The following is a 22,973-nucleotide window of genomic DNA, read 5'->3' as shown; positions in this document are numbered from 1 at the left end:
ATTTTACGTCTTTAAAACCCATTTCTAACCCTTAGATTATGTACGCTAGCATTCGTACACTCAATTATTGTACGTTACATTTCGTACATTGCAAAGCATTTTAATATTTATGCTACACGCTGTTTGTGTTGCAATGTCACTTGTTAGACTGAGGTACTACCTGCTCGTTGTGTGTAGTTTTTGTTTATGATATGGGAATTTTCTTTTTAAAGGCCCTAGGTAAATCAGCTTACCTATTATAATTTAAGCTTTCCCTGCGTTACTCAGCGTTTATTATGTACCCATTAAACTTAATGTTTAACCGTTAAGCAATTATATTCAGCCAATCTCAATGACCGCTTATCGCTCACTGCAGACTACCCGCTGTATATTTTTAGCCACCTATTACGCCAACCGCTCCACTATGTCTTTTCACACGAACTACGTAACGCCTAATATTATTCATTCCCCCAACTTTTTGTATATATCAAATTGTCGGAGGTAATTATTCAATATGCAATTTAACATCTCATAAATTTCAGTTGAATCGCTCATAGCGTGCCGTATGTTAAATACCCAGAGCTGTGCTGACTTTTGTTTTGATAAACCATACCTTAAAATACATCAAGGTTCTTGATCAGCTCTGAGTAAGCCTACTAAATTTTGAGTTTCAGCATTAGCGTAGCATTCATCAAAAATTAGTTAGCGTGATCAGGAGTATCAAGTGTTGTGCCATGCATTGAACCCGTTACAGCAGCAATATATGCCTTAGCTGTGTCATCTGCCGACAGTCCGCCTTCGGTGTCCATGCCCATCATAGCCATTGTTTCCTTTACAAAAATTGGCGACACAACATTAAGTCGAAAGCTGTCAATTTCAAGCGACGCTGCTTTAACAAAGCTTTCCAATGCTCCATTAACCATACTAACGGCTGTGCTACCAATCATAGGCTCTCGTGACAATACACCCGAAGTTAACGTTATTGAACCACCGTTGCTTATATAAGCACGTCCCAAGCGTACTAAGTTAACTTGCCCCATTAGCTTGTTGTTAAGTGCTAGTTGATACTCATCATCAGAAAGTTGATCAAAAGATCCAAAGTTTGCAACCCCAGCGGTTGAGATAACCGCATCAACTTGCCCGACTTGTTCAAACATTTTTTTAATTGACTCTGCGCTACCTAAATCTACAATCACATCTGCGTTTGAGTATCCTGCAGCTATAATCTCATCGTTAATTGCTAGGCGTTTAGTTACTGCTTTTCCGATAGTGCCAGAGGCACCTATTAATAGAATTTTCATATTGTTTATTCCAATCTCTTTAAGGTTGAGTAAACTATAACAATAGACTTATAATTGAAAAATAAGCAAAAAACAAAAACACTATTCACATGAAGAGAAAAATAGATATTGTTCGTGCAATAACAACTTTTCAAGTTGTTCTCGATTTAGGCAGTTTTAGCAAGGCAGCGGACCAATTGGGTATTGTTGTTTCTGCAGTTAGCAAGCAGGTATCTGAGCTAGAAAAGCACTTTGGTTGTCAACTGCTTCATCGCACAACGCGTGCTATGAACCTCACTGCAGAAGGTGAGCATTATTTAGAGCAGTTCAATCTGATTGTTGATGCTTTGGAAAACCTTGAGGGTCGAGCTGATATCAATCAGCACACTATTGCTGGGCACCTTCGAATTAGTGCTCCCCCTAATGCTGAACAACTTGGTATCACTCGTTTAATTGGGGAGTTTTTGCATCAACACCCGGCTGTAAAAATCACGCTTATATTACTAAATCGTTATATTAACCTAGTTGAGGAAGGTATTGATCTTGCTATTCGAGTACATGAATTGTCGGATTCTCGGCTTATCGCGCGAAATTTTACTGAATTAAATGTGTTATATGTTGCAAGTCCTGATTACTTAGCAAAATACGGTACACCCCAACATCCTAAAGAACTTACAAAACACAATTGTATAATTGATTCCTCGATTCGTACCCCTTGTCGCTGGCGCTACTTTGAAGATAACAATGAGCGACATGTTAATGTTACGGGGACGATTGAAGTTAATTACGGAAATATTACGGCTGAATACTCAGCCGCAGGTCATGGTATCGCGTTTTTGCCTGATTTTTTAGTGCAGGACTACATTAACAATGGTGAACTCGTATCTATTCTTGAACCATTTCAGATGCCTGCAACACCTGTTTCATTGGTCTATACGGCTAATCGCATGCAAAACCCTGTACTGAGTGAAATGGTACGACACTTACTTAGTAACAAACCTAAACGTATTACATAAAGCAGTACAACGGACTATTACTTTATTACTTCTTCTTAAGTATAAAATGTGGTTTACGTGACAGCGCCAGTAAGCTTAAACACATAATTCCTAGCGATAAAAATACAAACATCGAACGCAGGAAAGCCAAGTATTGATGGGCTTAAGTAGGTTCGAACAGCAGCTCTTTGGTTAAGTTCGGCTGCGTGATAAATCAGACTGTTGCAACAATTAATAGTTTGCATGCCTTTTAAATGACCGTTTAATATATGATTTTTAAAGCCTGATTCCCGATAGCAAATTAAAGTATATAGATCACTATCGGAATTAAGGTTTTATTAAATAAGAGTGTTATTTACTAGCGTTTTTAGGCGGACCTGTAGGTGCCTCATCTGCGCTTATATAACCATCCTTATTTTTATCAAAGTGATTAAAGCGTTGCTCTGTGGCTTTAAACTCTGATAGCTCAACTTTTCCATCTCCATTTTTATCAAAGCGGTTAATAAATTTATTATCGCCTTTTTTAATAGATTGCGTGGTTAGCCGTTGTGTTGAGTTGCCTATTAACGATGTACTTTTATTACTGTATTCACTTCTATTTTCACTTAGCGCTTTTGCTGGAATAGAAACATTTCCGCCTCTTACTAATCGAACATAATTTTTTACTCTGATCATGTCGCCCTGTGGACCTCTTGATGTTGGCTCGCCAGTTTTAGGGTCACTTCGTTGTGAACCTGCTCCGTGAACATCCATAGTTTTACCATGCATTTCACCTAGAGCTTCACCAAAAGCAATATATACTGCACCTTCAGCTTGAACTGGGCCATCAAGGTGAGTAGTAGAGCTCCAATAGTATGGATAATCTTTTTCGCCAGCTTCATTTTTAATAGACGTAGCTTTAAAAATAGGATCGATAGCTGCTGAATTCGATGTCTCTGGAGAGCGTGTATAATCAACAATACTTTGCAACTCTTTCGCATTGGGTAAGCGCCAATCGCTATAGCCACCAAAAGTTGAATTTTGTGCATATTGCAATGCTTGTTGCCAGTTTAAGCCTTTATTGCTGTCAGCTTGTCGCCACATTAATCCCGTCGCTTTATCTGAGACAGTTCCGTCAGCATTTTCAACAAAGTTATTTTTTCCATAATCAGTGTTTCCCCTCACAAATCTAAAATACATTTTATTTGGCTCGGAGGTACGAGGATTATATTTTGGGTAACCTTTAATGCGACCATCAACAAAGTTAACACCAAAAACGGTATCATCGTTCTTCATTGTTTTGCCGACATACTCGGTACTTGACCAAGTTTGAGCATCAATTTCTCGCTCATTAGCGTTGGTATTACCAATCGGTTGATTAAAATATTTAGTGTCGATGAAAGGGTATAGTGCTTTATCTCCTTTAACACTGCCTGAAAATTGAATTAGCGAATAAAGTTCTTTAATAGTCGGTACGCGCCAATCGCTATAACCGCCTAACTTTACGCTTTTAACCTTTTTTAATGCATCCACAAGTGTTGATTTTTGGCCCATATCTTGTTGCCAAACAAGCCCCGTTACATTATCGGTTACTGTGCCATTTTGGTTGTCGGTATATGAAGGTGGGTTAATAATATAATTAGCATCTTGACCAAAAAAGTCATCTTCGTTTTGAGGTAATGAAATAATACTATTGTTGCTGTAAGCAATTCTTTGCCCTGAATCAACAATAGTGTAACTGTTTAAAGCTTTAGGTTTACTTGAGGTAATATCTGTTTTTAGCACCATTAAATCTTCGCCAAAAACAATGTTTCCTCGGTAACTTTTTTGAATTTCCTTCAAACTAGCAGCAACATCAACAGTTGTAGAGTTAAAGTGTGTATAAACTAAATTTGTAACGTTAGCTTGCTTCGCTATGCTACTCGAATCAGCTAAGTTAAGATGTGCACCGCCCTTCTTTTGCCTATTACTTCCTTGGTTTTTCGTTACTTTGTTGCTCGTTTTTCTTTCATTTTTTTGACGTCCGTCTTCCATAATCATGCCGCCAGAATCAATTATCATAAAGTCGGCATTTTGAGCAAAGCTAGGTAGCTTATCTGAATAAGTAAGATCACCTGTAATAACGATTGATTGCCCGCTAAAGTCAAATCGATATGCTAAAGTGTAAATTGTATGTGGTACTTGTAAGGTGGTTACAAGAATGTCGCCAATTTTAAATGACTCCCCTCCTTTTAAGTCGCTTACCTCAAAAGCTTTTTTACGCTCAGCTAATGTTCGTTGAGTTTTACTTAATCGATAGTTAATATCTTCGCTATACAGCCCTAAATTTGACTCAGTTAGTTTCACTGTATTAGGCGGGCCGACTATAGAGAAATTGTCTCGCCCTAATAAAGAGCGAATAAATATAGGTACAAATTCTTCATTATGATCAAGATGATGGTGAGTAAAGATAAGAGCAGATAAATTTCGAGGCTCAAAACCTAACTTAGCTAAATTAGCTTGAGTGCCGTTTCCCATATCTACCAGTATGTGCGTATCGCCTGCTGAAATTAGCGTGCTTGCACTGGCTCTATTTTCATTATAAATAGGCGAGCCTGAACCTATAATCGTTGCTGTTAACTGATCCTGCGCGCTTGCAACAGTCAATAACTGAGAACTTAATAGGATTAACGCAATGACGATTTTTTTCATAGCAACTCCAAAACTTTATTAAATATAAACACACCCAATTTGGAGTGACTATACAAATATAGCTTGAAACTTTCTGGGAATTTACAAAACTTTACTCCACTAATTGCAAACACCATAGCTGTTGTGCTGTTGTGCTGTCACATTACTATATAAAAATACTCACAGGTAAATCCTCAATAAATATACCGGCTAACTTTATTGTTATCGTATAAATTAACTATGTGTGATTCTTAATATTTACCACGCAAAAGTTTTGTGGAATAATGCCCGCCTCTTAGGGGAGTAGCCCGCTCAGTAATGAGTAAACTTATCAACATAATTGCACCTCATGTGCATGGTAAGTTTGTAATGTTGTAGCAAGCGTTATCGGCGAGACCTAGGTAGACACTATCCTCATGGCGGGAGATAGTTGTTTGCCTTGGTTTAGTATTCCCGCCTGTAAGAATCAATAATGGAAGTTTTTTTAACCTCAACCGTCACTGTCACACTTGCCGAAATAGGCGATAAAACCCAGCTTTTATCGCTCCTGTTAGCCGCCCGTTTTCGTAATAAAGGCGCGCTTATTCTTGGTATTTTAGCCGCAACCTTACTCAATCATGGTTTATCAGCGTGGTTTGGGCAGTGGTTAAGTAATAGTTTTTCTTCTGAATATTTACCTTGGCTTGTAAACATCAGCTTTATTGTTGTTGGCCTTTGGCTATTAGTTCCAGACAAAGACGAAGCTGTAAGTAGTAAATACGATAGCTACGGGGCTTTTTTAGTCGCTTTTATATTATTTTTTATTGCAGAAATTGGTGATAAAACACAAATAGCGACGGTGTTGTTAGGCGCACAATATCAGTCTGTGTTTTGGGTTACGGTAGGAACCACGTTAGGTATGCTAATTGCTAACGTGCCTGTTATATACGCTGGTAATGCATTACTAAAAAGAATATCTCTAGACACCGTACGTGCTATTGCTGCTTTTGTGTTTGTGTCATTAGGTATTTATGGCTTAGTTACAATTTAATCAATATTAAAGCTCGCAACTGTTGATTTAAGTGCGAGCTTTAGTTTATCGATACGTTATTTATGCATTATTTACACAGTAACATCCCTTGGTTTGTGTAATTAAGAGATTTGAGTTAAAACCAGCAGCTAAATTAGTGACCGCAGTTTCAACAAAACCACTTCCTTGGGCACAAGCTAATCCTTCAGAGAGCGGCCCAGCATAAACAAACTCACCGTTTTTATTAATAATAACGGCGGCAGGCGTTGCCGGAATAACGTGTTTAAGCTTTGGTGTTAATTCAACTTGTACAACCTTCATAGCTTTATTGGCAGCAAAAGAGGTTAACGATGAAATATGCGGCTTAGCTTGTATAGTACACCCGCATTTTTTTTCTATTATAAGCACTAAAGACGGCTCACCAGTATCAACCCAATCCAATTGCTTTTTAAAGTTATTAAACCAGTGTTTTTGCAATAAAACTTTTGAGCTATCAAACGGTTTAAGCTGCTCTAATTGAAAATAAACTAACCCTGCAACAACGCAAATAAGCCATGTAGCTATAAGCGAAAATACGAAAGTGTTAGATTTATTTAAACTTGGCAATGCTTTGCTCTAACACATCAATACTTACATCGATTAACTGCACCTTAGCGGTTAACTGCTGCACTATTTGCGTATCTTGGTACTGATTTTGGCGCATAGTATCAGTACTGCTTGCTATTAATTCAGTATTACCTGCCTGCTCAGCTACAACTTGTGCAACTGAGTCAGAGCTTGAAGATACTGCGGCTATTTGCTCGCTCATTGCTGAAATATTCTCTTTCATTGCAGCACTAATACTTGTTAAATCGACTACAAAATTCACACACTGACTCATTGATTGCGTAGACGTTTTACTATTATTAACAAGATCTTTTAATGTTAGACTAATTTTATCTGTTGTTGCTTTACTATGGTTAGCTAAAGATCTTACCTCATCAGCAACGACAGCAAAACCTCGACCATGTTCGCCTGCACGGGCAGCTTCAATAGCGGCATTTAAAGCAAGTAAGTTTGTTTGCTCAGCAATACCTGATATCTCATTAAGAAGACCTGAAATAACATCGCCCGCTCCCACTAAGTGGTTTATTTTTTCTTCAGTATGGTTAAGTAGTGTTAACAGCTCTCTACTTTTAGCATCTGTTTGAAGTACTTCTTTTAATGCGTCGCTCGCAGCTTGTGTAATATGGTCTACTTGACGCTTAAGCACCTCACTTTCTTCTTCTACAAGTTTAAAACCATTAGCAACTTGAGCGCCAGAATTAGCAATATCATCAGTTTGTTGTGTACGCTGCACTGCACCACCGGCCAGCTGATCATGAACATGTATAAGCTCTTGTGAGTTTTTTTGCAGTGATTCTGATTGAGTTTGTACCTGCTTAATAACATCAGATAAGTAATCTAGTAACGTGTTAAACCCTGCTACAGCCTCACTTTTAGTGTCATCAGCACGAAGAGAGAGTTTAATGTTTTCAGGGTCTTGCATGATTTGCTCTGTCGCATAACTTAAAGATAGGCCCGCACGACGTTCACGTTGCAACATTACGGCAATGTAGCCTGCAACTAACACTTCAACTATTGCGTATCCAGCATGAATAAGCACCGTAGTAAAAGCAAGCCTATCAGGGTCAAATACATAAAATCCTGTATTTTGAGTTTGTAAATAATAAAAAGATAAATGATGAACAGCTACAAATACAATTGCAGTAATAAACACTCGCCATTGTACAAAAACAATTAACATGGGCATTAAAATAAATATTTCAAAATGGACTTCAATCAACCCAAAAGTTTGTTGAATGTGCAAAAAAGAAAACATCATTATGGCGGCAGCTACCACATGCGGGGTAACAGGACTGTCCCCTTGTGTGTTTAAAAGCCATATAGGTAATAAACACAATGGCAAACCTATCATAAAGGCCTGCGCTAATGTGTCGAAATACAAGCCAATAGCGATAGATTCGACAAACAAAAGACTAAAAATAATTGTAAATAACCGGCCAATACTAGACATAAGAACCTTAAAATTGTTGTTTGCATTGTTGTTTTATAAAGCAGTCTGCAATATACGTATCAAAACGAGTTTCAGTTTACTGAACACAATAATAAACTACCGACACATTAAAAAAATACATTTAATTTACATTGTATACATACGGTCTACTTAATTATAGGCAGTATTTTTTTAAACGTAGGCGTTGCTGCTTTTTTTGTCCATTGAAAAATAACTATTTCAGCGCATGAAATTACCGAACCAGCTTGGCGTAGCTGTTCAATCGCCAAATTTTTATGTTGCGGATTTCTCGAGCCAACTCCGTCGTGTACGATAATAACTTCAAAACCATTTTCTATTAAATCTAAGCATGTTTGTAAAACACACACATGTGCTTCAGTGCCAACAACAACAACTTGCTTTTTACCATAGCTTTTTAACTTATCAACAAAGCCAGGCTCTGCACACGCACTAAAGTACGTTTTATGAAAATACGTAGCATTAGGTAACGTATTTTTAATTTGCTGATTAGTCTCGCCCAACCCTTTGACATATTGCTCGGTTATTAAGGCCGGGACGCCGTGAATAATACCCGCCTGCGCTAACTGCAATGTACTTTTTAAAATATTCGGAAAGTCTTTAATTGCAGGAGCAAGCAACTCTTGTAAGTCTATTATTAATAACACGCTATTTTTTGCATCAATATTAGATAAAACCACTATACTCTCCTTATGAACATTAACTGTTATCTATATAGATTAGCTCACTATTTGAAAATAGAGCTTTTAACTTTACGTATATTATTTGTAATTAAAAAATAAAAACTTATGCTATATTTACTATCTAGCTAAGTATCATCCTATCCTCCACTGAGAGTGTTTATAAGTGCGTTTGAGCAAACTTTTTTTTCATATCACCATTGTTTTTTTACTATGCATCCAAAGCACTTTTGCATCACAAAACTATGCTCAACAATTACAACGAATTTCTACTGACGAAGGCCTATCGCAAAGTTACGTTTTGCAGACTCAAGAGGATGATATTGGTTATATTTGGATAGCAACCCAACAGGGTTTAAACCGTTTTGATGGTTATAATGTAAAAACTTTTAATGGTGGCTTTGGCTTAGATAAACACTATATTTATGCATTATTTAAAGCCGAAGACGGAAAAATCATTGTCTCAACTGATATTTCTGGTGCGTATATAATAGATCCCCTCACTTTAAAAACCGAAAAAATCTATTCTGGTCAAATAGATAAAGAAAAAAAGATGTTTTCTCCAATCTCCGCAATGACTCAGCAACAAGATATTTTTTACTTCGCCATAGATGGTCAAATATATAAATTTGATGAGACGAGTAAACACTTTACACTTAAGCTAGCACTCCCAAATAAAAGGGACTACATTAGGTCATTAACGATATATAAAAACACTTTATATATTGGTACAAATGATGGTTTATACACTGCAAATATAGATAATTCAGAACTTGTAAAAATCCCTCTTCATCCCCCTGAAAAAAATACGATAGATAATATAAACGTCAAATTTTTAAGTGTTGATAATGAATTAGGATTACTTGTTGGTACTGTCGAAGGTATGTATCAATTAGCATTTGATAATAACAAAAATATATCTGCAGCAAATGTTACAACATTAATTCCTGATTATAATATATGGGATTATGCCAATACTGTTTACGGCGAGTTTGTAGCAACCGAAAGTGGATTATTTAGTTATCACCGCGAAACCAAAGAGTTAGAGTTCATATTAAATTATGAAAAAAGTAAGTTTAATATTAATGAAAACTCAATCAACGATCTAATGATTGATAAGTCCGGCGTGCTTTGGCTCGCATCTAGAACCCAAGGCGTGTTTACCTGGCCAATTAAAACCCGACGGTTTAAACACATTTTTTTACCCGGTAACAATACTGTTCATGCCACCTACCAAGATAAAAATAATATTATATGGCTAGGAACAGAAGATGGTATTGCGCGCTACGACAAAGCAACAAATAAAAGTGAAGTATATTTAAGCTCGACCGACTCAAAAGCAATATACGGAGCATCTGCGGTATTTGATATTTTTGCGTCTTCAATTGGAAACGATCAATTTCTTTGGCTTGTTACTTATGATGGTTTTAAACTTTTCGATAAGCAAACGGGTAAAATTATTGAAAATAAAGACACAGACAATAATGTAATTAACCAGCTCAACTTATTTGGTTTTGCCCAAGTTGATGCAAATAAATATGCATTTATGTCTGATGATAACTTTTATGTTTTTAATGAAACAACCGGAAAAACAAGAATTATTAAAGGACTCAAAGAGCAAGTTGACCCTTTATTTTCTTATGCTTTTTATAAACCCCTCGACACACATCCTGAAGAGTTTGTACTTGGCACATCAAAAAGTTTTTTTAGGTACAACGAAAAAACTAAAACCTTAACTACTATATTCCAGTCTTTTAATCCTAAAGAAGATATTTTTTACACTGTAGAAAACTTTTACTTAGACTCAAAACGAAATATTTTATGGTTGGCAACCACCCACGAAGGCTTGCTTGGTGTTGACCCAGTTACTTATGAGAGAAAACACTACATAGGATTAAAAAATTCATTTAATACTGACTCTATCTATTCGTTACTTCCTGATGAAAATGGTTTTTTATGGGCAAGTACCGACAATGGTTTATATCAAATAAACCTAGATACACTCAATGTGGTGAGTTATTCAGTAAAAGACGGGTTGAATATAAACCAATTTACTCCTATAGCAGCAACAACATTAAACGATGGCAGGCTTATATTTGGTAGTAATGCGGGCGCCCTACTTTTTGACCCCTTAGACTTTGATGAAAAAGAATTATTTAAAAAAAATAATGTAGCGATTACCGATATAAACCTTTTTACCAAAGAGCTCGATTATTACCCTCATAAATACCTTAGCCAACCACTTGATCTCAGTTATGAAGACATGGGCCTTACAGTTAGTTTTTCTAACTTTTCTTACCCCAATATAGACAAAGCGTATTATAAGGTAATTCTTTCAGGGCCAACGTCCCTTACATATGAAGACTTACAATCTAACCAAGTGTTTTTCACAAAACTTCAACCCGGTAGTTATTCGCTAAAAATATCAGCACATAATCGCGATGGTATTGTTACAAGCGAACCTGCCACACTTAATATCAACGTGGCCTACGCACCATGGAAGTCGCCCTTTGCTATTGTCGCCTATGTAGTTTTAATAATTGCCGTGTTGTTTTTCATTTTTTGGCAATACCGCAGCCGCCAAGTTGCAATTGAACAAGCCCATAGAGCGACTATTCATTCGCAGAAGCAAACAGAACTCGCGCTTAAAAATAACAAAAGTGGCGTGTGGGATTATAATTTTAAAGATGCTTCCGTAAGTACGCTCAGAGGAAGTGAATTAGGCTATACAGGCTTGCCTGTACGCGTGTATATAGATCAATTTTTAGCGCTAATACACCCAGATGACCGACGTCGTTTTGAAAACCAATGGGAAAACTACTTCAAGTACAAAAAACAACAAAACTGGCAAGCAACTTATCGTCTACAGCATAAAAATGGGCATTGGTTATGGTATCAAGATACAGGACAAGTTATATACGATCCTCAAACAAATGCGCCGCTATATGTTTCTGGCATATATACCAATATCACTGAGCAACGGGCTAATGAGCAACAAGCAAAAATTCTAGGTGAAGCGTTTAGCCAAATAAACGACTGGTTACTTATACTCGATAAGCATTTAATGCCATTTTCTGCGAACAATAGTTTTATTGAAACATTTTCAAACGAGCAAACGGCCACCAAAATTAGCCCTAAATTATTTATTAGGGCCATTGGTAAAGATAAGTGCAGAGAGTTTGCTAGTATTTTAAAAAAATTAAAACCAACTGAAAACTGGCAAAGTGATGCTTATATAAAAACAGCAAAGAGTAACGAACATCCAATACATATAAGCGCCACAGCCGTAACAAAAGATACTGCAAGCTACTACGTGGTTGTTATTACAGATTTAACTGAGCAAAAACGTGCAGAAAACGAACTGCGCTATTTGGCTAATTTTGACCCTCTAACGCATCTCCCAAATCGTAGTTTAATGTATCAAAATATTGAAGACGCGATTAAACATGCCAATGAAAGTAATACACAATGCGCATTATTATTTATTGATTTAGATAAGTTCAAACCTGTTAACGACTCTTTTGGCCACGCAGTTGGCGATAAGCTACTTTGTAATATTACCCAAAGAGTAAACGGTATGCTTGGCGTAAACGCAAAACTTGGCCGTCAAAGTGGTGATGAATTTTTAGTGCTGATTCAAAATATAAAATCGCTTCAGTCTCTTCGCGATACAGTAAGAAAAATTAGTAATGAGTTAGCTAATAAAGTAATTATTGAAGACTTCTCTATTAATATTTCAGCCAGTATTGGCGTCGCTTTATACCCATTCGATGCTGTAACCACCGATATACTCATTCGTAATGCCGATGTTGCGATGATGCACGCTAAACAAGGCGGAAGAAACGACTTTAAGTTTTTTAGCGATGAAATGAATGAGCTGATAAAACAAAAGTTACTGCTCGAAAATGATTTAAAAGATGCAGTAAAAGACAACCGATTTTTTAATCACTATCAGCCCATTATCGACATACAAGAAAAAACAATAAATGGCGTGGAGTTACTCATGCGCTGGAAAAATCAAGGACAGTTGGTATCGCCAGCACTTTTTATACCGGTAGCAGAAGAAACCGGTTTAATAGAACTCCTTACTGAGCAAGCATTGCAACGAGCTCTTATTGAAATTGCACCTATACTCAGCGCAAACCCATTGTTTTATATATCTTTAAACTTATCTCCTAAACACATTTTAAAAACAAACATAACCCAACGGTTAATGTCCATATTAGCGGACTCTCAAGTTCATCCAAGACAATTAAGACTTGAAATAACAGAGAGTATTTTACTAGAAGATAAACTCAAAGCAGCCAAGCAGCTACAAAACTTAAAAGCTGCTGGGTTTAAATTACTACTTGATGATTTTGGTACTGGTTACTCGTCACTCACCTACTTGAGCCAATTTCCTATTAATGTTATTAAAATAGATCAAAGCTTTGTAAACAGTATTGGTATAGATAAAGGGGATGAATCGATTATTAAGACCATTCTTTTATTGGCCGAAAACCTAGATCTTTACTGTATTGCAGAAGGAGTAGAAACGCGCGAACAGATGATCTTTTTAGCCGAGGTTGGATGTACTGTACTGCAAGGTTATTACTTTGCAAGGCCAATGGATGCTAAAGACTTACGTAAAAGCGATTGTTTTAGCAATATCATTGATTTGATTTGATTTGATTTGATTTGATTTGATTTGAAACATTAAAAGCGTGCTAATCATTATTACACGCTTTTATATTAATTAGATGCTACTAATGGATGTGATGGCATTCGTGGCTTTCTATTTGTAATACACTATTGCGTACATTAAATTTTTCAGCTAACAGTTGTTCTACCCTCATACGACATGCTTCATCGTGTTTCTCAATAGTACAATGCTCTTTAAGTACAACGTGCGCCCCGACTACTACACCCTTATATTTACGCGTTACAGTGACGTTATGGACATTGTGAACATGCTCCATATCTGTAATCTCACTTTCAATATCTGCAACTTTAGGGAGTTTGGCCTTATTTAAGCGTAAACCTTTTATACAACTAATAATGACCTTAACACCGGTAAACAACACGAAAGAGGCGATTAACATGCTCGATAAAATATCGATAACAACCCAGCCCGTAAAATATATAAGAATACCAGCCACAAATGTCGATACGGTAGAAATCAAATCAAAGAATGAATGTAAAAATACCGCGTAAACATTAATACTCGCTTTGCGGCCTTTATATAAAACCCATGCAGCAGCACCATGAAACAAAAAACCAATAGCAGCAATAACCGACATTAAATAACTATTAATAGCCAGCTCATTTCCTTCATGCTGGTGTATATAGCGCTCACCACCTTCATACAAAATAATTAAACTGATTGCTAGGTATAAAAATCCGTTCACCAGACCACCCAAAAGCTCGGCTCTTTGATGACCATCGTTATAAGTTTTAGCAAAATGAATAGCGAGACTTGATGCAATCAGTGCGATGAATAACGAGCTATTGTGAACAAACAAATGCCCCGCATCGGCAAGTACAGCAAGCGAATTAGAATAATAAGCACCTATAACCTGAATTACCATAAACGAACACGTAATTGCTAGCGCAATAAGTAACCGACGACGAGAAGCTTGGTGTGTAGTGATTTCTGTCATGAAATGCTTGAATAACCTATACTTAAAGTGCAAATAAACCAAAGATGGCTTAGAGTAGAAAAGGGTAATGATATACAGTATCAATTATAATACGTACTGCCCTCAAACGCACTAAAAACTTAGTAAATCAAAAAAAATGTGCTAATAATTAGTAGGGCTTGTTGAACTTCGGTGGTTGAATTTACACCAGTATTTTTGTTTTTTAGGCAAGGCAGAGCCTATGTAGTGTGGCTATTCCCCATAAATAGGCGATAACGCAGCATAAATACCAAACATGCGCTGCCTTTTGAGCTCGATCTAAGGACGATTAACACGCCCAAGTAAAAACAATAAAAATACAATAGATAACAATTTAATTGTGGCTTAAACACATGGAGAGTTGAGTGAGTAATAACCTATCAAATGAAATATGGCGAAACTTGGAGTTACTGCCGTTTTGTGTATTACTTTATGATGCCAATGAAAATATATTTAAAGTTAACAGCCAAGCACAGGACTTGTTTGGCTTAAGAAATAAATCACATTTTAATAAAATTGATTTTTCACACATCACTTTAACCAATCATCACAGTAAAAAAGAACTATTAGTCGAGGAGCTATTCTTTGATTATTTCACTGCAAATAACCAATGCCAGTTTGTTTTATCAAAACAGGTATCTAAATTGCTACTCAATGTAAAATTTGCAAAATTACCTAACTCAAGCTCCATTATTATAATCGATGTATTGAATAATAATGTAGATGAACAATATGATTTTGATAATATTATTTCGAACATATCAACTGACTTAATTGATATTCAAAACGACGATGTTGATAAGCATATCAACTACGCATTAAAAGCTATTGGTACCGTTTGCCACGCAGATAGAAGTTATCTTTTTAAGTTTGCCGAGGATGGTAAAACCATAAATAACACCCACGAATGGGTCAATAATGATATACAAGCATTTAAAGAGGACTTACAAAACCTTCCGAAAAGCGATCTCCCATATTTTTTTAGTTTGATGGCACGTACTCACTTATTTAGAGTTAACGATGTAACGTCGTTACCCATTCAAGCAATGAGCGAAAAAACAATTTTCCAGCGACAAAAAATAAAATCAGTACTTTGCATTGGTCTACGTTATGACAAAGACCTCGTTGGCTTTATAGGCTGTGATTGCGTTGTTCAAAAGCGAAACTGGACTGATTTAGACCTTATTCGCTTAAGGTTAGTAGGTGAAATGCTTGCTAATGCTTTCAAAAATTTAAATTACAAGCAAGAGCTACAACAAGCTCAGCAGCAACTCATTAATGCCAATCATAAACTTAACAAACAAGTTAATACTGATGGCCTTACAAACATTGCTAACCGACGCTGTTTTGATCAAACTTTAAAATGCGAAATTAAGCGCGGCGCACGTAATAAAGAACCCATTAGTTTAATAATGTGTGATATTGATTTTTTTAAGCGTTATAACGATAACTATGGGCATCAGCTAGGTGACGAAGTGTTAAAAAAAGTTGCCAAAGCGCTGCATGATCTTTGTAAACGTGAAGGTGATTTAGCCGCTCGTTTCGGTGGTGAAGAATTTGCGATAATTTTACCTGCAGTCGACACAGATCATTGCCAAAGGTTTGCTGTTCTTATTCAGGAAAAAATCGCAGAACTCGCAATTGAACATAATTTTTCAAGTGCTAGTAATTACCTCACTTTGAGTATCGGATTTTATAGCCTTATACCCAATCAAAAAACAACACCTAAAGAAGTTATAACTAACGCCGACATAGCCCTTTATAACGCAAAAGAAGCAGGCAGAAATAAAATAGCCAGTTTTAAAAAAACCGACTAAGTCGGCGCGTTACAGTGAGTTTTAGTGGTTAAAAGTTCGCTGTAGTGATAATCTATACACGCTGAAATTATAAACAATACAACCACTCAGCGTTTAATTATTATAAGGAATGTTTAAATGGATCCAGTCACACAAATTCTCGATATGGTTTTTACTGTTGAGGCTTTTTTACTTGTTTTTGTTATCGTGCTTTTAAAAAGTAGCGTTAAATTTGTACCACAAAACCGCGCCTGGTTAATCGAACGTTTTGGTAAATACCAATCAACTAAAGAAGCCGGCCTTAACTTTATTATTCCATTTATTGATAGAATCTCGGCTGATCGTAGCTTAAAAGAACAAGCTCAAGATGTACCATCGCAGTCAGCTATCACTAAAGATAACATCTCACTTATAGTTGATGGCGTACTGTACTTTAGAGTACTAGACCCGTACAAAGCAACGTATGGCGTTGACGACTATACGTTTGCAGTTGTACAACTTTCACAAACAACAATGCGTTCAGAATTAGGTAAAATGGAGCTTGATAAAACATTTGAAGAGCGTGATTTACTTAATACCAACATTGTTGCAGCTATAAACCAGGCATCTGAGCCTTGGGGTATTCAAGTACTTCGCTACGAAATTAAAGATATTGTGCCGCCTAACTCTATTATGGAAGCGATGGAAGCACAAATGAAAGCTGAGCGTGTTAAACGAGCTCAAATTTTAGAGTCAGAAGGTGATCGCCAAGCAAATATCAACGTTGCTGAAGGTAAAAAACAAGCACAAGTACTTGCTGCTGAAGCCGACAAAGCCGAGCAAATTTTACGCGCTGAAGGTGAAGCAACAGCTATTACTACGGTTGCAGAAGCACAAGCAAATGCACTTATTAAAATAGGTGAAGCTGCAGATACAGAGCAAGGTCAAAAAGCAATTCAGTTAGATTTAGCAACTAAAGCAATCGCGGCTAAAGAAGCGATTGCTCGTGAATCATCAATTGTATTACTGCCAGACAACGCGACAGATGCAAGCTCAATGGTTGCCCAAGGTATGGCAATCATTAATAGCTTAAATAAAAAGCATCTGGGTTAATAACTAAATAAAGAGGTTTGTATGGATTTTATTACGCAAAATTTACCGCAAACGCTTATGGTACTTGGTATTGTTGCTTTAATAATAGAAGTAGCAGTACTTGGCCTTTCTACATTTATTTTGTTGTTTTTTGGATTATCGTTATTCCTTACAGGATTATTAATGAGTTTTGGTATTTTACCTGACTCATTAACAACAGCCCTTTGGAGTAATGCAGTTGTAACAGCTGGCTTAGCCGTTGCACTTTGGAAACCATTAAAACAAATGCAAAATCGCGTAGATAAAAAGCAAGTGAATAGTGATTTTGCTGAACTTACTTTTGTACTTACTAGCGATGTAACAGAACAAGGGTTAACTACACATCAATATTCAGGTATTAGCTGGAAACTCAAAAGTGAGCAACCAATTAGCGCCGGTACTGAGGTTTTAGTAACCAAAAAAGAAGTGGGTGTTATGTGGGTTAAGCCTAAAAGCTAACCATCACTTTAAAACAAGCACTGTGTATAATTAATTACAGTAAAACGGGCGGTTCAAACTGCCCGTTTTTTATGCCTGAGATTTGAAATACAGCGCCTTGTTCAGTAACAGTATTATTAATCGATTCATCAAATGCCGATGTCACAAGTAACAATTCAGCATTTTTACCGCCAAATGCAGTGCATGTCGGTTTTATTGCACAAAGCTTTATTGTTTTAATTAGCTCACCGCCTGGGGATAAACACATAACACACCCCATTCCCCACACAGCTAGCCACAAATTACCTAATTGGTCGGTTACGCAGCCATCGGGGTCAACATCAGTATTATTAAATTGATAAAAAACACGTGGCTCAGAGCAAGGTTCGCCAGTTTGCTCATCCAAATCTAATACATAAATACAACTCGTTAAAGAGTCGCAGTAATAACCGCGTAAACGTGGCTTATCAAAGCACAATCCATTTGGGATACTCAAGTTACTTACAACGACTTTAAGCTGGTGTTTATAATAACGGTATATCTTACCGTCACCTTTTTTAGCATTTACGTCCATTGTACTTAACCAAAAACCACCCCATGGATCAGCGCGGCCGTCGTTTGAACGCCTATTTAGTTGTGTATTTTCAATATTAAGAATAAGGTGGCGAGTGCACGAATTAATATGGTATTTGTATAAACCAGTACTTGTACCTAGCAACAAGTGCTGCTCATCAATCCACGCTATTGCACTGAGTGTATCAGGCATATTAACTGTTTTTAGTTGGCTTTCGCTGTGTATTTTTTTGCTTAAAAGTAATTTTTTATTTATGTCGACCCAAAAAAAAGTATTCAGCATAGGGTGCCAAAGAGGACTTTCTGCAAGCTGATTCTGTGTGCTTTCAAAAATGGTTACGCTAGGGTCAAACATAAATACTTATTCTTTATTATTAACAAAGCCTTGTAATACTAAACCTTACCAGAAAACAGTGAATTTCGCGATGTGTACCCGGCTTTAATTTATCAACACCATTAGTAATTTTTAGACTGAGTTGATAACATCAAATTTCATAAAAAGGATTGGCCATGAACAACAATAATAAAAACACACTCGTCGTTGAAGGCGGTGCAATGCGCGGTATATTTGCCGCAGGTGTGCTTGATGAGTTTTTAAAACATCAATATCAGCCGTTTGAACGCTATTTTGGTGTTTCAGCCGGGGCAACTAATATAGCCGCATTTTTATGCAAACAACCAATGCGAAATTATAAAGTGATTACTGACTACTCATGCCGTCCTGAATTTATTAATTTAGCGCGCTTTATTAAAGGTGGTCATTTATTTGATTTAGATTGGTTATGGCAAGAAACAATTCGCGAAATACGCCTTCATACAGAGGTATTCGAACAAACTCCACACGAGTTTTATATTGTATCTACGGCAATCGAATCAGGCAAAGCACACTATTTAAAAGCCACCAGCGCCGATATGGTGCATCAATTAAAAGCATCATGCGCTATACCCATTGCATATCGTGACTACCCTATTATTAATGACATAGCGATGACCGATGGCGGTGTTGCTGATTCAATTCCGGTTATAAAAGCTTACGAAATGGGTGCACGCGAAATCACCGTTATTTTGTCTCAATGTTTAGGCTATCGTAAAAAACCAAGTAAGGCACCTTGGCTTACTAAAAAAATGTATAAAAACTATCCAGCATTAATTCAAACGACCTTAAACAGGGCTAATTTTTATAATAAGTCTATCGATTTTATTATGAATCCACCTAATGACTGCAAAATCAATATCATTGCACCACCGGCTAATTTTAAAGTTGGGCGTACCACTAAAAAGTTTGAAATACTTAATAGTGGTTACAACATGGGAGTTGATACTGCTAAGGCCTTTTTAGCTAAATAACTGCATTATTTAACCTAATAATTGCGGTGCTTTACCCGCAATAACTGCGGTTAGTAAACCAGCTAACATAGCTCCCACAACGGTGCATATTGCACCGCCTAAAATACCGTAAACACTCATAAAACATATCAGCGCTAAACCAAATAGCAGTGCACTTAAAAATGTTTTAGTCGCTAATGTAAGTGTGTTTTTTCGTAGGTTGAGCATCATTAGTAGTAAACTCACCATCGCAATTGTAATTAGTAGCTCGTTCATGCGGGTTGTACCTCAATTTGTAATTTTTGTGTGTTTTTTATTTTTAAGGCAACAAACATACACACGATACCCACCACCATAAAGCTTATATCTACTACCGCAACAAGCGAGCTATTAAGGTTAATAACATTGCTAACGCCAAGTAAAATATTAAGTGGCAGCACCAAAGCAAGCGAGGCGCCACATAGTAAAAGAGTCAGCTTAAAGTAGTTTTTATAACCTATGGGTAATACACTTAAGAGTAACCATGCCAACCACGTATAAAAGAACACGGGTCCAAAAAAGCTATTTTGCGCCACACCAACAACGCTATAATTAAGTACAACTTGCACAGGAAATAGCACAAAGCTTGCTAATACCAAACCGCCACAACTGCCAATAATAAAACGATTCCAGCGTGCATATGCCTGCATACTCAGTGAAGGGCTACTGCCACGTGTGCGCTTTGTTAGCCACATCATCATGCCCGAAATAGGTAAAAGCGCAGTACTTAAGCCAAGTAATACCCAAAGTAATTTTACAAACACTCCTGCAAAGTTCCCAAAGTGCAGCGGAAACATCAACTCAATTACTTTTATCGAAACACCTGAAATATCACCAAAACTACTCATCGACTGCACAAACTCACCATTGCCCTGATAATGCAGTAACTGAGAAGCAACAGCCTCGCCACCTAACAAACGCAAATATACCTGCGCATTCGCATCGTTATGCGCCATTATTGTGACATCCCTAATTATTGCTTCAGGGTAACGACTATGAGCATGATCTAAAATAGTGTCTATTTTTGTAGGTTGCTTAATGTGGCTAACTACAGGCTCAGGAATAGCGGTAAACGTTTCTATTAACTTATCTTGATCGCCACCAAAGCTCACAAACGCAGCTGCTGGTAGTAAAATAATGGTTGCGAGCCCTAAAAATGATCCTGTAAAACCAATCACAATATTAAATACGCTGCCCCAAATACCTATAACCTTATGAGCATCGCTTACTGCAATATCTAACCCTTTATCTCGCCTAAACGTAAAGAGCTCTTTTATCAATTTGCGATGAATAAACAAGCCTGTCACTGCACTTACTAAAAGCGTTAAACCTAAAAACCCAGTGAGTATTAACCCAATTGGTCGCCCTAAATGCAAATCTGCATGAAACTCACCTATATAAGTTGGCGCATCCGTTTTTTTATTGGCGTAAAACTCTTTACTAGGCCCATAGTAAGTATTTTCCAGCGTCAACGTATCGGGATGAAATTGAAATACTCTGGCCACCTCTTGGTCGTAATTTTCATCGCCATGGTGAGATTCAAATACCAACCTTAACAAATGAAAGTTATGCCCACTTGGTAAAAACACATGAATGTTTTCGCCAAATTCACTAGGTACTTTTTTATGGTATTCGTTTACTAGTCGGTTAATTTGCGCGCTGGCAACGAATTGGCTAGATTGTAGTTCTGGATTAGCCCATATTTTTAACTCAGGTCGCGACAGAACTGCTAACGCCCCACTAAATGCAACAATAAATAGCAGTACCGCAGTAATAATTCCTACCCAGCTATGTAATAAAAATAGCTTTTTTAAAGTAATCGACTTCATCCCTGCCCCTGCGTTAACGCCCAAAAACTCAATAAACTATGTAATACACACAATGCAATCATTACTACAAAAGGTTGCCATACCTTTTGCGCCAAATACGCATAAATAAACAACGCAGTCCAAATAATAGGAAAGAGTAAAATAGGCAGTAATATTTGTTCATTCATTTGAAACGGTAAATAGGTTGTCATACCCGGAATCATTATTACCGCTGTAACTAGCGCTAATACACACGCAATTAGGTGCCTTCGCCGTGTAGCTGTAAACGTTTTTTTATTATTCATTATTCGCTCAGTAAATTTGCCCAAACATATACAAAACAGCACATGCAAATGATAACAATTGCTATTATATTGTGCATTTAATGCTTAATGCAATTTATTAAACAAATTAAGTCTAAAAACACTGTTGGTTTGCCTTAAGAGCTTTTATGCTACGCCTCGCAATTTAGGTACGCAGTAATGCGTCATTTCAGTTAAGCCGAGTTCGGGCTTTTTAATTTTCAGGAAGCAGTAAACCGTGGATATAATTAACGCGATTATTTTAGGTATTATTGAAGGTATAACAGAATTTTTACCCATATCATCAACTGGGCACTTAATTGTAGCGTCAAAGTGGTTAGGCATTGAATCAACAGACGCTAATCTCGCTTTCGAAGTAATTATCCAGCTTGCCGCCATTTTAGCGGTACTAGCCAACTATAAAGACAAGTTCAGCCCTAAACATTTCAATTTATGGGTGAAAGTTGCCATTGCATTTATTCCTTTGGGTATTATTGGTTTTATATTTAGTGATGTAATAAAAACACTGTTTAGCGTACCGGTAGTAGGTGTTATGTTTATTGTAGGCGGTGTGATTTTTTTACTATTAGAGCGCAGTTATAAAGAGACTCACTGCACAACTACCGATGTAACCCAAGTTACTTATAAACAAGCTCTTTGGATTGGCGTAGCACAAGTATTTGCGTTAATTCCAGGGACTAGTCGTGCTGGAAGTTCTATTGTTGGTGCCATGTTGTGTGGTTTAAACCGAAAAGCCAGCGCTGAATTTTCATTTTTACTTGGTTTACCTGTACTTGCAGCAGCCTCAGGGTACGACTTACTTAAACATTACCAACTGTTTAGCTTAGATGACCTAACTGCCCTTGCTGTGGGTTTTTTAACGTCTTTTATAGTCGCTTACTTTACTATTAAACTATTCATACGCTTTCTAGAAAATTTCACTTTTGTTAGTTTTGGTCTTTACCGAATCGTATTTGGTGTTATTTTACTAACCAACCTGAATTCTGGTTAAGAGATTTAAAAACACTATAAATAATAACGATATTTAAGTCTGTTTCTCTCTAGCTAGAAATTTTGGTGAAAACAAGGCGAATTTACGCGTCAATAGCTGGTCTATTGCAAGGAAATTCAACGCAGTTAGCGCTAAAAATAGCTGCTTGAGATAGATTTATTATCCAGAACTCATATATGGTCTCCTCCAGTATTGCAAGGTGTCATTCAACGATAGCAGGGACAGGTTTGCTGTCATATATACGGT

The 22,973-nt window shown here is 36.9% G+C and carries 18 protein-coding genes; 8 read left to right on the top strand and 10 right to left on the bottom strand.

Annotated features, from left to right (window positions below; genetic code table 11):
• Positions 1 to 677 precede the first annotated feature (677 nt).
• Positions 678 to 1,280, bottom strand: coding sequence for a short chain dehydrogenase (locus tag AAEY68_RS19710; RefSeq protein WP_024593098.1), 603 nt, complete (start codon positions 1,278 to 1,280; stop codon positions 678 to 680).
• An 89-nt stretch (positions 1,281 to 1,369) separates the two neighbouring features.
• Here AAEY68_RS19710 and AAEY68_RS19705 point away from each other — a divergent pair, with 89 nt between their 5' ends.
• Positions 1,370 to 2,275 carry a LysR family transcriptional regulator gene (locus AAEY68_RS19705; protein WP_050582154.1) on the top strand — a complete coding sequence of 302 codons (906 nt, stop codon included), beginning with the start codon at positions 1,370 to 1,372 and terminating at the stop codon, positions 2,273 to 2,275.
• Positions 2,276 to 2,605: 330 nt separating this feature from the next.
• Here AAEY68_RS19705 and AAEY68_RS19700 read toward each other — a convergent pair whose 3' ends face one another.
• Positions 2,606 to 4,924, bottom strand: a complete 2,319-nt coding sequence (locus tag AAEY68_RS19700; RefSeq protein ID WP_024593096.1) for an Lcl domain-containing protein — start codon at positions 4,922 to 4,924, stop codon at positions 2,606 to 2,608.
• Between the two features lie 451 nt (positions 4,925 to 5,375).
• Here AAEY68_RS19700 and AAEY68_RS19695 point away from each other — a divergent pair, with 451 nt between their 5' ends.
• Positions 5,376 to 5,933 carry a TMEM165/GDT1 family protein gene (locus AAEY68_RS19695; protein ID WP_024593095.1) on the top strand — a complete coding sequence of 186 codons (558 nt, stop codon included), beginning with the start codon at positions 5,376 to 5,378 and terminating at the stop codon, positions 5,931 to 5,933.
• 60 nt (positions 5,934 to 5,993) lie between these two features.
• Here AAEY68_RS19695 and AAEY68_RS19690 read toward each other — a convergent pair whose 3' ends face one another.
• The 3 genes from AAEY68_RS19690 to AAEY68_RS19680 form a co-directional block, all read right to left on the bottom strand.
• Positions 5,994 to 6,518: a DUF6436 domain-containing protein gene (locus AAEY68_RS19690; RefSeq protein WP_024593094.1), complete on the bottom strand. Its 525-nt coding sequence runs from the start codon at positions 6,516 to 6,518 to the stop codon at positions 5,994 to 5,996.
• Positions 6,502 to 7,968 (bottom strand): methyl-accepting chemotaxis protein, encoded by a 1,467-nt coding sequence (locus AAEY68_RS19685; protein ID WP_350586727.1) that lies wholly within the window; start codon positions 7,966 to 7,968, stop codon positions 6,502 to 6,504. The genes AAEY68_RS19690 and AAEY68_RS19685 overlap by 17 nt, the downstream gene beginning before the upstream one ends.
• A gap of 146 nt (positions 7,969 to 8,114) precedes the next feature.
• Complete coding sequence (locus AAEY68_RS19680; RefSeq protein ID WP_024593093.1) at positions 8,115 to 8,666, bottom strand: hydrolase; 552 nt, start codon at positions 8,664 to 8,666, stop codon at positions 8,115 to 8,117.
• Between the two features lie 166 nt (positions 8,667 to 8,832).
• On the opposite strand from AAEY68_RS19680, the gene AAEY68_RS19675 reads away from it, so the two are divergent.
• Positions 8,833 to 13,332 (top strand): EAL domain-containing protein, encoded by a 4,500-nt coding sequence (locus tag AAEY68_RS19675; RefSeq protein WP_024593092.1) that lies wholly within the window; start codon positions 8,833 to 8,835, stop codon positions 13,330 to 13,332.
• A 79-nt stretch (positions 13,333 to 13,411) separates the two neighbouring features.
• On the opposite strand, the gene AAEY68_RS19670 is transcribed toward AAEY68_RS19675, so the two are convergent.
• Complete coding sequence (locus AAEY68_RS19670) at positions 13,412 to 14,305, bottom strand: cation diffusion facilitator family transporter (protein WP_024593091.1); 894 nt, start codon at positions 14,303 to 14,305, stop codon at positions 13,412 to 13,414.
• 383 nt (positions 14,306 to 14,688) lie between these two features.
• On the opposite strand from AAEY68_RS19670, the gene AAEY68_RS19665 reads away from it, so the two are divergent.
• The 3 genes from AAEY68_RS19665 (at position 14,689) to AAEY68_RS19655 (ending at position 17,688) form a co-directional block, all read left to right on the top strand.
• Positions 14,689 to 16,140: a diguanylate cyclase domain-containing protein gene (locus AAEY68_RS19665; RefSeq protein ID WP_024593090.1), complete on the top strand. Its 1,452-nt coding sequence runs from the start codon at positions 14,689 to 14,691 to the stop codon at positions 16,138 to 16,140.
• Between the two features lie 117 nt (positions 16,141 to 16,257).
• Complete coding sequence (locus AAEY68_RS19660) at positions 16,258 to 17,211, top strand: SPFH domain-containing protein (protein WP_007581832.1); 954 nt, start codon at positions 16,258 to 16,260, stop codon at positions 17,209 to 17,211.
• A gap of 21 nt (positions 17,212 to 17,232) precedes the next feature.
• On the top strand, positions 17,233 to 17,688 hold the full coding sequence (locus tag AAEY68_RS19655) for an NfeD family protein (RefSeq protein WP_024593089.1): 456 nt from the start codon (positions 17,233 to 17,235) through the stop codon (positions 17,686 to 17,688).
• Between the two features lie 34 nt (positions 17,689 to 17,722).
• Here the strand turns inward: AAEY68_RS19655 and AAEY68_RS19650 are convergent, their stop codons facing one another.
• Entirely contained in the window at positions 17,723 to 18,595 is an 873-nt protein-coding gene (locus AAEY68_RS19650; RefSeq protein WP_024593088.1) for an SMP-30/gluconolactonase/LRE family protein, read from the bottom strand.
• Between the two features lie 155 nt (positions 18,596 to 18,750).
• Here AAEY68_RS19650 and AAEY68_RS19645 point away from each other — a divergent pair, with 155 nt between their 5' ends.
• On the top strand, positions 18,751 to 19,587 hold the full coding sequence (locus AAEY68_RS19645; RefSeq protein WP_024593087.1) for a patatin-like phospholipase family protein: 837 nt from the start codon (positions 18,751 to 18,753) through the stop codon (positions 19,585 to 19,587).
• Between the two features lie 9 nt (positions 19,588 to 19,596).
• On the opposite strand, the gene AAEY68_RS19640 is transcribed toward AAEY68_RS19645, so the two are convergent.
• Genes AAEY68_RS19640 through AAEY68_RS19630 form a run of 3 tightly spaced genes read right to left on the bottom strand, consistent with a single transcriptional unit; the run spans position 19,597 to position 21,718 of the window.
• A complete protein-coding gene (locus AAEY68_RS19640) occupies positions 19,597 to 19,842 on the bottom strand; it encodes a hypothetical protein (RefSeq protein ID WP_007581829.1) in 246 nt (81 codons plus the stop codon).
• Positions 19,839 to 21,434: a PepSY-associated TM helix domain-containing protein gene (locus AAEY68_RS19635; protein ID WP_024593086.1), complete on the bottom strand. Its 1,596-nt coding sequence runs from the start codon at positions 21,432 to 21,434 to the stop codon at positions 19,839 to 19,841. The genes AAEY68_RS19640 and AAEY68_RS19635 overlap by 4 nt, the downstream gene beginning before the upstream one ends.
• Positions 21,431 to 21,718, bottom strand: a complete 288-nt coding sequence (locus AAEY68_RS19630; RefSeq protein WP_024593085.1) for a hypothetical protein — start codon at positions 21,716 to 21,718, stop codon at positions 21,431 to 21,433. The genes AAEY68_RS19635 and AAEY68_RS19630 overlap by 4 nt, the downstream gene beginning before the upstream one ends.
• Positions 21,719 to 21,953: 235 nt before the next feature.
• On the opposite strand from AAEY68_RS19630, the gene AAEY68_RS19625 reads away from it, so the two are divergent.
• Positions 21,954 to 22,727 (top strand): undecaprenyl-diphosphate phosphatase, encoded by a 774-nt coding sequence (locus AAEY68_RS19625; RefSeq protein ID WP_024593084.1) that lies wholly within the window; start codon positions 21,954 to 21,956, stop codon positions 22,725 to 22,727.
• Positions 22,728 to 22,973: the final 246 nt, after the last annotated feature.

This window comes from Pseudoalteromonas sp. RB2-MNA-CIBAN-0110, from assembly GCF_040309305.1.
In the GTDB taxonomy this organism is placed as follows: domain Bacteria; phylum Pseudomonadota; class Gammaproteobacteria; order Enterobacterales; family Alteromonadaceae; genus Pseudoalteromonas; species Pseudoalteromonas arctica.
Note: the sequence above shows the minus strand (reverse complement) of the source record. Positions and strands in the feature narration are given on the sequence as shown.

Coding starts and splice junctions, on each gene's coding strand:
- AAEY68_RS19710 (WP_024593098.1), bottom strand. CDS start 1,280: ATGAAAATTCTATTAATAGGTGCCTCTGGCACTATCGGAAAAGCAGTA.
- AAEY68_RS19705 (WP_050582154.1), top strand. CDS start 1,370: ATGAAGAGAAAAATAGATATTGTTCGTGCAATAACAACTTTTCAAGTT.
- AAEY68_RS19700 (WP_024593096.1), bottom strand. CDS start 4,924: ATGAAAAAAATCGTCATTGCGTTAATCCTATTAAGTTCTCAGTTATTG.
- AAEY68_RS19695 (WP_024593095.1), top strand. CDS start 5,376: ATGGAAGTTTTTTTAACCTCAACCGTCACTGTCACACTTGCCGAAATA.
- AAEY68_RS19685 (WP_350586727.1), bottom strand. CDS start 7,968: ATGTCTAGTATTGGCCGGTTATTTACAATTATTTTTAGTCTTTTGTTT.
- AAEY68_RS19670 (WP_024593091.1), bottom strand. CDS start 14,305: ATGACAGAAATCACTACACACCAAGCTTCTCGTCGTCGGTTACTTATT.
- AAEY68_RS19660 (WP_007581832.1), top strand. CDS start 16,258: ATGGATCCAGTCACACAAATTCTCGATATGGTTTTTACTGTTGAGGCT.
- AAEY68_RS19655 (WP_024593089.1), top strand. CDS start 17,233: ATGGATTTTATTACGCAAAATTTACCGCAAACGCTTATGGTACTTGGT.
- AAEY68_RS19650 (WP_024593088.1), bottom strand. CDS start 18,595: ATGTTTGACCCTAGCGTAACCATTTTTGAAAGCACACAGAATCAGCTT.
- AAEY68_RS19645 (WP_024593087.1), top strand. CDS start 18,751: ATGAACAACAATAATAAAAACACACTCGTCGTTGAAGGCGGTGCAATG.
- AAEY68_RS19640 (WP_007581829.1), bottom strand. CDS start 19,842: ATGAACGAGCTACTAATTACAATTGCGATGGTGAGTTTACTACTAATG.
- AAEY68_RS19635 (WP_024593086.1), bottom strand. CDS start 21,434: ATGAAGTCGATTACTTTAAAAAAGCTATTTTTATTACATAGCTGGGTA.
- AAEY68_RS19630 (WP_024593085.1), bottom strand. CDS start 21,718: ATGAATAATAAAAAAACGTTTACAGCTACACGGCGAAGGCACCTAATT.